Source organism: Bryocella sp. (genome assembly GCF_058498515.1).
Genome location: NZ_JBMHYI010000024.1, coordinates 208,253 through 220,769 on the forward strand (window position 1 = coordinate 208,253; position 12,517 = coordinate 220,769).

The window sequence follows — 12,517 nt, forward strand, 5'->3', positions numbered from 1 at the left end:
GCATCCGCAGTCGCTTTCTTGTTGTCATTCCCGCAGGGAATCTGCTTTTGGACTCAGAGACCTCATGAACCAGTTCGACACCAACCTGCTGTGGCTCATTCCGACGATTCCCTTTGCGGGCTTCCTGCTCAACGGGACGCTGGGCCGCAAGCTGCCGCGCGCCGCAGTGACGGCCATCGCCCTGCTCTTCACGCTCGCGCCCGCGCTGATCGTGGCTGACTTGTGGCTCTACATGAAGTCGGCTGGTGCTCCGCTTTCGCTGAGCGTCACCGGCAGCAATTGGATAGCGGTCTCCGGCTTCTCCGTGCCCTTCGCCTTCGCGGTAGACCACCTGACGCTGATCATGTTGGCTGTGGTCACGGGCGTGGGCTTCCTCATCCACGTCTATTCCGCCGGTTACATGGCGCATGAGGACGGCTACTGGCGTTTCTTCGCCTACCTGAACCTGTTTATGTTCTTCATGCTGGTGCTGGTGCTCAGCGCGAACTTCCTGCTGCTCTTCGTGGGCTGGGAAGGCGTGGGCCTCGCGAGCTACCTGCTCATCGGCTTCTACTTCAAGAAAGATTCCGCAGCGAACGCGGGCAAGAAGGCGTTCATCGTCAACCGCATCGGCGACTTCGGCTTCCTGCTGGCGATGTTCCTCCTCATCGCACACTTTGGCACGCTGAACTTCGCGGACATCTTTACGAGCGTCGCGGCTCTGCCCACTGGCGTGGGTACCCACCTCTTCACGGCAATCGCTCTACTTCTCTTCGTCGGCGCCGCCGGCAAGAGCGCGCAGATCCCGCTGTACATCTGGCTTCCGGACGCGATGGAAGGTCCCACGCCGGTCTCCGCGCTGATCCATGCCGCAACGATGGTGACCGCCGGCGTCTACATGCTGGCCCGCTGCCACGTAATCGTCGACCGTTCGCCCACTGCAATGGCCGTCATCGCCTGCGTTGGCGCGGCAACCGCTCTGATGGCCGCAACCATCGGCCTGGTCCAGCACGACATCAAGCGCGTGCTGGCCTACTCCACGGTCTCGCAGCTGGGCTACATGGTACTCGCCTGCGGCGTAGGGGCGTACTCTGCCGGCATCTTCCACCTGATGACGCACGCCTTCTTCAAGGCGCTGCTCTTCCTCTCGGCGGGCTCCGTCATCCACTCGCTCTCAGGCGAGCAGGACATGCGCGTGATGGGCGGTCTGTGGCGCAAGATCCCAATCACCTTCTGGTGCATGACCGCGGGCGTCTTCGCCATTGCCGGCATGCCGTTCCTCTCCGGCTTCTTCTCCAAGGACGAGATCCTGTACCAGGCCTATATCTCACCGTCACCGGTAGGTAAGCTGGTGTGGCTGGTCGGCATCCTCACCGCGCTGCTGACCTCGTTCTACATGTTCCGGCTGTGGTTCAAGACCTTCTTCGGCGCGCCGCGTTTTGACGAGCACGCACTGGGCGGACATGGCGAAGAGGATCTCGCTCCGGTGCACGCGCACAAGGACACGCATGCCACCACGGTCGCCGAGCACGAGCCGGTGCATGGTCACGGCGTTCACGAGTCTCCGCTGGTGATGACCCTGCCGCTGATGATTCTCGCGGTGCTCTCCGTGATCGGCGGCATCGTCGGCGTGCCGACAGCTTTCGGCGGACACAACGAGTTCGAACACTTCCTCGATCCAGTCTTTGCCTCCGGCAACGCCGAAGCCGTCACGGGAAGCGGTGGCACCGCCATCGCACTGTCCTCGATTGCGACCCTCTGCTTCGTGCTCGGCCTCTTCGCCGCGTATGTCTTCTACTTCAAGAAGCCGGGCCGCGCAGCGCAGCTTGCCGCCAAGGTCAAGCCAATCTATTCCCTGCTCGACCACAAGTACTGGGTGGATGAGATCTATGGCGCGCTGATCGTAACTCCGCTGCTTACATTCTCCCGCATCATCCTCGGCGGCCTCATCGAGGGCGCGGTCGTGCAGGGCTCCGCTGCTGGTCTGGCAGGCGGAACGCGCGGCCTCGGCTGGCTGGTTCGCCGCATTCAATCAGGCAATATTCGTTCCTACGCCGGCTGGCTTTCGCTCGGCGCCGCCATCTTCCTGGTGTTCACCCTGGTGATCTCCTACTCGCTGCATTCTTAGCACTCTAGACGTAACGCACGCGGTGAACCGCAACGCAGACCATGAATTTTGATCATTCCATCCTGACGATCCTCCTGCTGACGCCACTGGCTGGCGCGGCGGTGCTCGCTCTTCTTCCAGAGCGCGAGGGCAGCAAGACGCATGCGACGGTGGCCCTCGCGGTTACGCTGCTGACGTTCCTCTTTACGCTGCACCTCCTCATGCACTTCGACTACGCTGCTGCGCCGGGTACCTTCCAGTTCGAGCAAAACCTGCCGTGGATCGCCGTACCCGCCATCCGCTATCACCTCGGCGCCGACGGCCTCTCGATGTGGCTGGTCGTTCTGACCGGCTTCCTCGCACCCATCGGTGTGCTCGCCAGTTGGAAGGCTGTGAACAAGCGCGAGCGCCTGTTCTACACGCTCTTCCTGCTGCAGCAGGTCGCGATGCTGGGAGTCTTCCTCTCGCTCGACACGTTCCTCTACTACGGCTTCTGGGAGCTCTCACTCGTCCCGATGACGCTGCTCATCGCGACCTTCGGCCGCACCGAGAATCGCCGCCGCGCCGCGATCAAGTTCTTCCTCTACGCCTTCATCCCCTCGGCGATCCTACTGGTCGCGGTGCTCTGGCTCTACTCCCGCACCGGCACGTTCGACATGCCGCGCCTCGCAGCGCTGGCTGCCGCGCACGCGATCTCGCCGAACAGCCATGCGCTGTGGCTCTGCTCGCTGGCCTTCCTTGTCGCCTTCGCTGTCAAGGTCCCGGTCTTCCCGTTGCACGGCTGGCTCTCGGACAACATCCAGGAAGCTCCAACCGCCGTGGTGATGGTGCTCGCCGGCAAGCTTGGCCTCTACTCCATCCTTCGCTTCAGCTTCGGCATCTTCCCCGAGCAGTCGCACGCCATCGCTCCGCTGATGCTCGCACTGGGTGCGATTGGCATCGTGTACGGCTCACTGATGGCACTGGTGCAGAACGACCTCAAGAAGCTGGCTGCGTTCTCTACGCTGGCGCATGTGAGCTTCGTCATCCTCGGCATCTTCACCTTCACCGTCGCGGGCCTCGATGGTGGCACCTTCCAGATCCTCAATGAGTCGATTGTCGGCGCTTCCCTGTTCGTCCTGATGGGACTGCTCTACGAGCGCTACGGCAGCTATGACATGCGCGACTACGGTGGCCTGGCTGTGCGCCATCCCTGGATGGTGACGATGTTCCTCATCACCACCTTCGCCGCGGTGGGCCTGCCGATGCTCAACGGCTTCGTTGGCGAGTTCCTCATCCTCTCTGGCACCATGCAGTCTTACGTCACGCACCACGTGCTGTGGACGGTCATCGCGACCACCGGCGTCATCCTCTCCGCAAGCTACATGCTGTGGATGATCCAGCGCGTGTTCTATGGCTCGCTCGGCCTTCGCGCCGAAGACGTTCAGGGCTGGGACCTCACCGCCCGCGAGCATCTCGAGCTGTGGCCGTTCGCCGCGCTCTTCCTCATCATGGGCCTCGTCTCGCCGTTCTGGATGAAGGCCATCGACACCTACGGCACCACCGTCGCGGTGAAGCCAGCTACGATGACGCCAGGTGAGATCAAACACATCGAGACCGAGAGCTACGGCAACACCGGCACGGCGTTTATGGATCCCGCGCTGGGGGCAGCCGCCAAGGGCACACCGGCTCCGCCCGTCAACAAGGGAGCGCGCTACTGATGTCGCCGAACCTGATCGCAATTCTTCCCGAGATCGTTCTCACCGTCACCGCGGTGCTGGTCATGCTGGCCGATGCGAGCATCGCTCCAGGCAAGCCGCGCCGTTTGCTGGGCTGGGTCGCCATCCTCGGAGCCTTCGCAGCTGGCGCGTTCTCGCTGTGGCAGCTTCGCATCGTCGACGCCAATGGTCCCATCACCGGCTACTTCGGCACCGTGCAAGTGGACGCGTTCAGCGTCTTCTTCCACATCCTCATCGCCGCTATTGTGATGGTCGTGCTGCTGGGTTCGCTGGATTACTTCGCTCCCCCGGCTGCACTCGCTGAGACCAGTGAGACCGCGCGCCTGGCTTACACGCATGTGGGTGAGTACTTCGCGCTGGTGCTCTTCGGCGCGGCTGGCATGATGTTCATGACCTGCTCCGTGGAGCTGCTCATGGTCTTCATTGGCCTCGAGATCTCGTCGATCTCCACGTATATCCTCGCGGGCTTCCGCAAAGGTCAAGGGGTCTCTGCCGAAGCCGCGTTGAAGTACTTCCTGCTGGGCAGCTTCGCCACATCATTCTTCCTCTACGGCATCGCACTTGCCTTCGGTGCAACGGGCTCGACCTCGATCGCCGCCATCGCGGCAGGCCTCGCCATCACTCACACACCCATCCTCGGATACCTCGCTGTCGCGATGGTGCTCATCGGCCTTGGCTTCAAGGTCTCTGCGGTCCCGTTCCAGGTGTGGACCCCGGATGTCTACCAGGGCGCACCGGCTCCAGTCGTCGGCCTGATGTCCACTGCGCCGAAGGCTGCAGCCTTTGCAGTGCTGCTCCGCATCCTCTTCAACGCTGCGCCGTCGTTGCGCGGCAGTTGGCTGCCGTTGATCCTCATACTGTCGGTTGCGTCGATGTGCATCGGCAACCTCGGCGCTCTCATGCAGCGCGACGTAAAGCGTCTGCTGGCGTACTCCTCGATCGCCCATGCGGGTTACCTGCTGGCCGCCTTCACCAGCACGCACACGGAGGCCGTCGCCGCCGCTTGCTTCTATACCGCGGCCTATGCGGCGATGAACGTCGGCGCCTTCCTGGTCATCACGGAGCTCTCCGGCGTGGATGAGACGATGCGGACGATCGACGACTTCACCGGCGTCGCCCAATCCCGCCCATACCTTTCCGCGTTGCTCGCGTTCTTCCTCTGCTCGCTGATCGGCATCCCCTTCACCGCGGGCTTCTTTGGGAAGTTCTACGCGTTCTCCGCGGCTGTGCACGGTGGCTTCACGTGGCTCGCCGTCATCGGCCTGCTGAACTCCGGCGTGGCATGCTTCTACTATCTGCGACTCATGGCGGCTCTCTACGCCAAGCCCGTCCGCGGCGAAGTGCGCGGCGCCATGGCGAAGGTCACACCCTCGGCGGCGCTCGCGCTCGCGATTGCGGGCCTTGCAACACTGGCTCTCGGCATCTTCCCGGGACCGGTCCTCAGCCTGGTCCAGCGCGCCACTCCCACAACAATTCCGGTCATCGCTGCGATGCCAACACCCACGACTGCATCGACCACAAACCCTCAGTAATTGGAGGCCGCGCGAAGATTCTCTGTGCGGCCTCTTCACCTCGGGTGTACCTGATATCAAGCTGAGCAACGATAGGAGCCAATCGCATGTCCACGCTCTATGACATTGAGCTGACCACCATCGACGGCAGGACCACCAGCCTCAAGGAGTACGCAGGCAAGGTGCTACTGGCCGTCAACGTCGCGTCGAAGTGTGGCTTCACGAAGCAATACACCGCGCTCGAAGCGCTCTATCGGCAATACAAAGATCAGGGGCTTGTGGTGCTTGGCTTCCCGGCAAATGACTTCGCTGGCCAGGAACCCGGCACAAACGAAGAGATTGCGGCGTTCTGCTCGACGGAATACCCCGTAACCTTCCCCATCTTTGCGAAGCTCACCGTCAATGGCACTGAGCAGCATCCCATCTACGCTGCCCTCACCGCAGCCATGCCACAGCATGACGCAGACTCCGCGGGTCTGCGTAGCGGCCTCGATAGCTACCTCGCGGGCCAGGGTCTGCCACCTTCTCCGCCGCTGCCGGCTGTGCTTTGGAACTTCGAAAAGTTCGTGGTGAATCGCGACGGCAAAGTTGTCGCACGCTATGCCTCAGACGTCGAACCCAACGATCCCCGCCTCGTCGAAGTCATCGAAAAGGCCCTTCGCTAAAACTCCGCAGGCCGTGACGCACTGCGCCTGCAACATCCACGACGCGGCCATCCTCAGGGGTGGCCGCGCGGTTATCCGGGCCCAACTCTTCTGGAGGCTTCATGGTTCTTCGCACCGCAATTCTTGCGCCCACGCTGCTGCTAGCTACCGGCGCGCTCGGACAGACACCGATCCGCATCACGGCGGATCTTACCGAGGCTCCCCGCAAGCTGTATCACTCCGAGATCGATCTCCCGGTGAAGCCTGGTCCCGCGACCTTCACCACGCCCAAGTGGATTCCCGGCAACCATCGTCCTACAGGCCCGGTGCAGAACATCACAGGCGTCGTGTTTTCCGTCAACGGCAAGCCTCTCCCCTGGCGTCGCGATGACGTGGACCTCTACGCCTACCACGTCGACATTCCTGCCGGTGTGACGACGCTGCACGCGCATCTTGACTGCATCGTGACAGCGCGCGCCAGCGATTACATGGCGGTCCTCGAGTGGGAGAAGCTGATGCTCTACCCTGCCGGTGTTCCCGTCAAGCAGATCGCGATTCAGCCCAGCGTGACGGTGCCGCAAGGCTGGGGTCTGGGCACAGCGCTGCAGCCGGTCACACCGTATGACGTGAACGCAAAGCCCGGTGGTACCGTCACGTACCAACCGACGACCGTGGAGCAGCTTGAGGACTCGCCTGTGATCGCGGGACTCCACTTCCATGAGTTTGCGCTCGCACCCGAGATCTCGCCGAAGCATTACCTCGATGTAGTCTCCGATGAGGCCCGCGATGAAGACCTGAATCCTGAGACGCTGGACGCTGCAAGTAACCTCGTTCGCGAGGCGAGCGCAGCTTATGCCTCGCATCACTACAACGTCTATCACCTGCTGCTGACGCTCTCGGATGTTGCGGGCGGTGAAGGCCTCGAGCACGGACAATCGTCCGACAACGGAGTGGGCGAGAAGGGCTTCGCGACGCCAGCGAATCGGCTCGCAAATTCCGACCTTCTCGCGCATGAGTTTACGCACTCCTGGAACGGCAAGTACCGCCGCCCTGACAAGCTCTACCAGACAGACTTCGCAACCGCGCAGGTGGGTGAACTGCTGTGGGTGTACGAGGGCATGACCCAGTACATGGGCAATGTACTCGCCGCACGCTCGGGCCTCGAGACGCAGGCGCAATACCGCGAGCGGCTCGCGATGACCGCAGCGAACCTGGACTACAAGTCGGGCCGCCAGTGGCGCTCCACCGATGACACCGCGATCGCTGCGAGCATCCTCCGCAGCGAAGGCCCCGAGTGGGGCAACTGGCGGCGCGGTCAGGACTACTACGCCGAAGGCGAGTTGTTGTGGCTCGATGTCGATACTCTTATTCGTCAGCTCACCGACGATAAGAAGTCCATCGCCGACTTTCATAAACTCTTCCTCGCCAAGGGCGGAGACACGGGGCCTCTCATCGTCACCTACAACCGCCAGGAGCTCATCGACGACTTGAACAAGGTCGCACCCTATGACTGGAAGACGTTCCTGCGTGAGCGCGTCGATGAGATCACACCGCATGCGGATGTTGCTGGCATCGAACGCGGTGGCTACAAGCTCGTCTACAAGCCCATGGCCTCGAAGTCTGAGTCGATGCTGGCGCAGGCGCGAGCCCGCCGCAGCGGTGGCGGACCGAACCTCTGGTACTCGCTTGGGCTGCAGATCAAGAGCGACGGTACGATCACCGACGTTCGCTGGGGCGGCGCGGCCGACAAGGCGAAGCTCGCGCCAGGCGAGAAGCTGATCGGCGTCGATGGCTGGGTCTTCTCCGCCGATGCGCTGCACAACGCCATCGTCCGCGCAACGAAGAGTACGGATCCCATCCACTTCATCGTGCAGTCACAGGACCAGCTGCATGAGATTGACATCGACTATCACGATGGCGAGCGGCATCCGGTGCTCGTGCGCGCCGAGGGCGCTAAGGATTACCTCGACGAGATCACGACACCTCTTACGCAACACCCGCCAGCGACCAAGGCGGCGAAGAGCGAGAGCGACTCCGACAATAACTGATCTTCAACAGCCCGCCATTACAGCGGGCTTGTTCTTTGCAGCGAACGAGGAAGACACTCCGATGAAGCTCATGATCGCCGTAGCCACACTCGCAGCCCTCGCCCTCACCACTCCGACACATGCGCAAGGGCCTCCGGCCTACGAAGGCAAGCCTGGCGACTACATCGCGCGCGACTTCCGCTTCGGCTCAGGCGAAACACTGCCTGAGCTCAAGCTGCACTACGTCACATTGGGCACGCCACATCGCAACACCGCGGGCCACGTGGACAACGCCGTCCTTCTTCTGCACGGCACCGGCGGCAATGCCCACTCTCTGTTCAATCCCGTGTTCGCGAACGTGCTTTTCGGTTCCGGACAGCCGCTGGACATCACGAAGTACTTCCTCATCTTCCCGGATGACATCGGCCACGGCGATAGCTCGAAACCTTCCGATGGCCTGCGCATGAAGTTCCCTCACTACGACTACGACGACATGGTGCGCGCGCAATACCTTATGCTCACCGAAGGCCTGCATGTCGATCACCTGCGGCTCATCCTCGGCACCTCGATGGGCTGCATGCAGAGCTTCGTGTGGGGCGAGACGTACTCGAACTTCATGGATGCGTTGATGCCGCTGGCCTGCAACGCGGTGCCGCTGGCGGGCCGCAATCGCATGACGCGCTACATGGCGATCGAAAACATCGAACGCGACCCCGCATGGCAGAGCGGCAACTACACCACGGAGCCGGAGCTTGGTCTGCGCACCGCCAACGAGATGCTGCTCATCATGGGCTCAGCGCCGCTCTACTACCAGCGGATGTATCCCACGCGCGCTGCTGCGGAGCAGGACGTCGATTCCTACCTCGACCATGCCGTGAAAGCCTCTGATGCCAACAACCTGATCTACTACATGGACGCTTCGCTCAATTACGATCCCAGCCAGGACCTCGCGAAGATCAAAGTCCCGGTGATGTGGGTCAACTCCGCAGATGACTTCGTCAATCCACCGGAGCTAGGTTTCGCGGAAAAACAGGTGAAGGAGATGCCCCGTGCGAAGTTCGTGCTGCTGCCCCTCACCGACCAGACGCGTGGCCACGGCACGCACACCGTCGCGAGCGTTTGGAAGCAGTATCTGGTTGAGCTGATGACTGAGTCTGAGCCGAAGAGATAGGGCTACGCGAGTATCGCGGAGACGCGGTCCACGGCCTCATCGATGGCCGCATCCAGCAGCGCCTTGGACTGAGGCACATCGATCTCGCCTGCGAGCATTGGCGCGATGGCGCGTCCGACGAGAAGCAACACCGGAGCCGCTCCGGGGATAAGTTGATCGAGTGCCGCGAGCCTGCAGCTCACATAATTTTGTTGCGGTGTCGCCGCGTGTGAGATCGCGCAGCACGGGGTATCAGGCGGCAATCCTGCGTCGCGCAACTCTCGCGCCAGACGCTCCATATCCCGGCCGGGCATATAGAGCACGAGCGTCGCATCGAATGGGATCTTCCCAACCCACACCGGAGTTGGGTCTTTGCCGGACGCGTGATGGCCGGTTACAAAGATCAGCTTTGACGCACTCGTACGATCCGTGAGTGGAACTCCCAGTGCGGCGCCAGCAGCAAGCGCCGCTGTAACTCCCGGAACCACCTCAAAAGCAACGCCCGCTTCCCGCAGCGCTGCGAGTTCTTCTCCCGCGCGACCGAAGACCAGCGGATCGCCGGACTTGAGCCGCACGACGCTGCGACCAGTGCGTACGCCTTCGATCATCAGTTCATGAATGCCCTGCTGCGTGATGCGCGGCTTGCCGCAGCGCTTACCCACGCTAACAATCTCAGCCTGCGGCCTGACGAGCGTCAGCACCTCATCGGGCACGAGGTCATCATGCAGCACCAGGTCGCAGGTCTCAAGCAGCCTCAGCGCGCGCAGCGTCAGCAGATCAGGCGAGCCAGGGCCCGCGCCTACGAGGTAGACCGTCCCGGACTTCGCTGCGGGTTGTGGGGTTGGGTCTGGCATGAGTGCTGGAACTGACGATCCGTTGACTAAGACTTGGGAGCCACTGGCTCTGCTGCGACATACCCCAGTTCACGAGCGTGCTCACGAGCGCGCAGTCGCGACGGACACTGGTCGTAGCCGCAAACCTCGCGCTGTGCCAGCTCATGTAGGAGCTTGCGACGTGGATCGCCCAGCGGCTCGACCGCAGCGACCTCCCTGCGCAGACGCCCAAGCTCCATCAGCCATTCGCCGAGATCCAGCGGCAGCGCGGCGTTGAGCTCCTTACGGAGCCGCTGCGCAAGTGCAGGGCTTTCACCTGCGGTAGAGATCGCGATCTGCAACTCGCCGCGCTGCACGATGGAAGGAAAGTAGAAGTCGCAGAAGGGTGGATCGTCCACCGCGTTGCAGAGCACACCACGCGCAGTGGCTTCGGCAAAGACTGCGCGATTCACCGCAGGGACTTCCGTCGCCGCAACGCAGAGGAACGCGCCGGCGAGATCGCCATCCGCATACTCGCGTTGCAGCCAGGTGATGTCGCCGCCTTCCGCCCAAACCTGCACGCGCGGAAGAGCTTCGGGCGAGATCACCGTCACCTTCGCTTCGGCGGTCAGCAGGCTCTCGATCTTCGACTCCGCGATGACGCCCGCTCCCACAACGACGCAGGGGCGCGCGGCAAGCTTGAGGAACATGGGAAAGAGGCTCATAGCTTCCTTGGTGACCGAGCCACTAGCTCACGTTTGCAGGCACACGGCCTGGCGCAGGATCGCGCTCGACAGCTTCCGTGCTCGCTCCGTTGAGCAACGCGCGCAGATCTTCGTCGCTGGTGCGGCGGAAGAAGGCACGCAGGTTCTCACCGTCGGTACGTTGCGCGAGGTAGCCGCGCAGCAGCCGCTCGATGGACTCCGGGCAATCCTCCGCGGCAGCGCGATAGCCAATCTGCCGCGCGATGCCGGCGAACTCGCCGACTGCGCCACCGACGCAGAAGTAGAAGGCGTCGACCATCTTGCCATCCTTCTTGATCTTCTTGCCTTCAAGTCCGAGGTCGGCGATCCAGGCCTGGCCGCAAGAGTTGGTGCAGCCCGTAATATGCAGGCGCACCTGCTGATCGAAGCCAGGCAGCCGCTCTTCGAGCTCGCCCACCAGCCACTTGTTGAAGGCCTTGGTCTCGGAGATGGCGAGCTTGCAGAACTCGGTTCCCGTGCAGGCCACGGCGCCGCGGAAGAAGACCGTCGGCTCGACCTGCAGGCCAAGGGCTGTGATCTCCGCAACGACCTCAGCGACCTTCGCATTGGGAATATTCACCAGCACCATGTTCTGGCCGATGGTCGCGCGCAGTTCGCCGGAACCGTACTGCTCCGCGAGGTCCGCGAGCTTGTGCAGCTGCTCCGGGCTGAGGCGGCCATTGAGCACGGTCGCGCCGATGTAGCTCAGGCCCTCCTGCTTCTGCGGATGCACGCCCACGTGATCGCGGTAGACATCCTCCGCGACAGGACCTTCTTCAGCCGGATCGAACTTGTAGCCGAGCTTCTCCTCGATCGCTGCCAGCATCGACTCGGCCGTCCAGCCATGCTTCATGAAGAGGTACTTGATGCGCGCATGGGTGCGGCTCTCGCGCAGCACATCAGCCTCGCGGAAGATGCGCACCACCGCTTCGACCGCGTCGTACGCCTTATCCTGCGGGATGAAGGCATTGAGACGCACAGCGAGGTGCGGCTCCATAGAGAGACCTCCGCCGACACGCAGCGAGTAGCCGATCTCCTCCTTGCCGTCCTTCACGCGCTTCAGCGCCGTGAGGCCAACGTCGTTGATCTCGGGGTAACTGCACCAGATAGGGCAGCCCGTCACCGTGATCTTGAACTTGCGTGGCAGGTTGTAGAACTCGGGGTTCGCGGTGAGCTTGTGCGCGACCTCTACCGCCAGCGGCGAAGCGTCGAGCACCTCGTTCGCATCGAGCCCGCACAGCGGGCAGCCGGTGACGTTGCGAACGACGTCGCCGCAAGCGCCCTTGGGGGAGAGGCCCACTTCGGTGAGCTTGTCGACCACCTCGATCAGCGCGCCGATCGTCAGCCAGTGCAGCTGAATGTTCTGGCGCGTAGTGATGTCCGAAATGCCGCGCGCGTACTTCTCCGTCAGCTCCGCGATGACATGTAGCTGCTTCGACGTGAGCAGGCCGTTGGGCAGGCCGATCCGCATCATGAAGTAGTCGGTAGTCTTGCCTTCGCCACCCTTGCCGCCGGTCACGCCCAGGCCGTCGCCCTGCGTGTAGATGCCCCACCATTTGAAGTACGTCCCGGCCCACTCGGGAAGCACGCTGGCGCGGCCCTCCTCGGCAAATCGGCGCACCTCGTCCCACGCCTCCCAGGGATTCTTCTCGAGCTTCAAGCGCTCGACCTTCTGGGCCTTGGTTTCCTTCACGGCAGGGACGATGGGGTTGGTGGCTGCGTCACTCACGAAACGATCTTCTCCGGGGCAGTGGTTGAGTTAAGGGCGGAAGCAAAAAGCCCACGATGCAGTCGCGATCGTGGGCGGTCGGTGTCAGGCTGAGCGA

Annotated in this window: 9 protein-coding genes; 6 read left to right on the forward strand and 3 right to left on the reverse strand. The window is 62.6% G+C overall.

The window, feature by feature from the left end; all coding sequences use genetic code 11:
* Positions 1–64: 64 nt before the first annotated feature.
* The 6 genes from nuoL (at position 65) to AC5E6W_RS07855 (ending at position 9,157) form a co-directional block, all read left to right on the forward strand.
* Positions 65–2,107, forward strand: a complete 2,043-nt coding sequence (gene nuoL / locus AC5E6W_RS07830) for an NADH-quinone oxidoreductase subunit L (RefSeq protein WP_491751715.1) — start codon at positions 65–67, stop codon at positions 2,105–2,107.
* A 41-nt stretch (positions 2,108–2,148) separates the two neighbouring features.
* Positions 2,149–3,786, forward strand: a complete 1,638-nt coding sequence (locus AC5E6W_RS07835; protein WP_491751716.1) for a complex I subunit 4 family protein — start codon at positions 2,149–2,151, stop codon at positions 3,784–3,786.
* On the forward strand, positions 3,786–5,336 hold the full coding sequence (locus AC5E6W_RS07840) for an NADH-quinone oxidoreductase subunit N (protein ID WP_491751717.1): 1,551 nt from the start codon (positions 3,786–3,788) through the stop codon (positions 5,334–5,336). The genes AC5E6W_RS07835 and AC5E6W_RS07840 overlap by 1 nt, the downstream gene beginning before the upstream one ends.
* Positions 5,337–5,422: 86 nt before the next feature.
* A complete protein-coding gene (locus AC5E6W_RS07845; protein ID WP_491751718.1) occupies positions 5,423–5,980 on the forward strand; it encodes a glutathione peroxidase in 558 nt (185 codons plus the stop codon).
* A 101-nt stretch (positions 5,981–6,081) separates the two neighbouring features.
* Positions 6,082–8,007, forward strand: coding sequence for a M61 family metallopeptidase (locus AC5E6W_RS07850; RefSeq protein ID WP_491751719.1), 1,926 nt, complete (start codon positions 6,082–6,084; stop codon positions 8,005–8,007).
* Between the two features lie 61 nt (positions 8,008–8,068).
* Positions 8,069–9,157: an alpha/beta fold hydrolase gene (locus tag AC5E6W_RS07855; protein ID WP_491751720.1), complete on the forward strand. Its 1,089-nt coding sequence runs from the start codon at positions 8,069–8,071 to the stop codon at positions 9,155–9,157.
* A gap of 2 nt (positions 9,158–9,159) precedes the next feature.
* On the opposite strand, the gene cobA is transcribed toward AC5E6W_RS07855, so the two are convergent.
* The 3 genes from cobA to AC5E6W_RS07870 are packed head-to-tail and all read right to left on the reverse strand — an operon-like array spanning position 9,160 to position 12,420.
* Positions 9,160–9,990: a uroporphyrinogen-III C-methyltransferase gene (gene cobA, locus AC5E6W_RS07860; RefSeq protein WP_491751721.1), complete on the reverse strand. Its 831-nt coding sequence runs from the start codon at positions 9,988–9,990 to the stop codon at positions 9,160–9,162.
* Between the two features lie 26 nt (positions 9,991–10,016).
* A complete protein-coding gene (locus AC5E6W_RS07865) occupies positions 10,017–10,673 on the reverse strand; it encodes a precorrin-2 dehydrogenase/sirohydrochlorin ferrochelatase family protein (RefSeq protein WP_491751722.1) in 657 nt (218 codons plus the stop codon).
* A 22-nt stretch (positions 10,674–10,695) separates the two neighbouring features.
* Positions 10,696–12,420, reverse strand: coding sequence for a nitrite/sulfite reductase (locus AC5E6W_RS07870; protein WP_491751723.1), 1,725 nt, complete (start codon positions 12,418–12,420; stop codon positions 10,696–10,698).
* Positions 12,421–12,517: the final 97 nt, after the last annotated feature.

What these genes read in the sequence shown, in the direction of transcription:
- nuoL (WP_491751715.1), top strand. Translation starts at nt 65, where the DNA reads ATGAACCAGTTCGACACCAACCTGCTGTGGCTCATTCCGACGATTCCC.
- AC5E6W_RS07835 (WP_491751716.1), top strand. Translation starts at nt 2,149, where the DNA reads ATGAATTTTGATCATTCCATCCTGACGATCCTCCTGCTGACGCCACTG.
- AC5E6W_RS07840 (WP_491751717.1), top strand. Translation starts at nt 3,786, where the DNA reads ATGTCGCCGAACCTGATCGCAATTCTTCCCGAGATCGTTCTCACCGTC.
- AC5E6W_RS07845 (WP_491751718.1), top strand. Translation starts at nt 5,423, where the DNA reads ATGTCCACGCTCTATGACATTGAGCTGACCACCATCGACGGCAGGACC.
- AC5E6W_RS07850 (WP_491751719.1), top strand. Translation starts at nt 6,082, where the DNA reads ATGGTTCTTCGCACCGCAATTCTTGCGCCCACGCTGCTGCTAGCTACC.
- AC5E6W_RS07855 (WP_491751720.1), top strand. Translation starts at nt 8,069, where the DNA reads ATGAAGCTCATGATCGCCGTAGCCACACTCGCAGCCCTCGCCCTCACC.
- cobA (WP_491751721.1), bottom strand. Translation starts at nt 9,990, where the DNA reads ATGCCAGACCCAACCCCACAACCCGCAGCGAAGTCCGGGACGGTCTAC.
- AC5E6W_RS07865 (WP_491751722.1), bottom strand. Translation starts at nt 10,673, where the DNA reads ATGAGCCTCTTTCCCATGTTCCTCAAGCTTGCCGCGCGCCCCTGCGTC.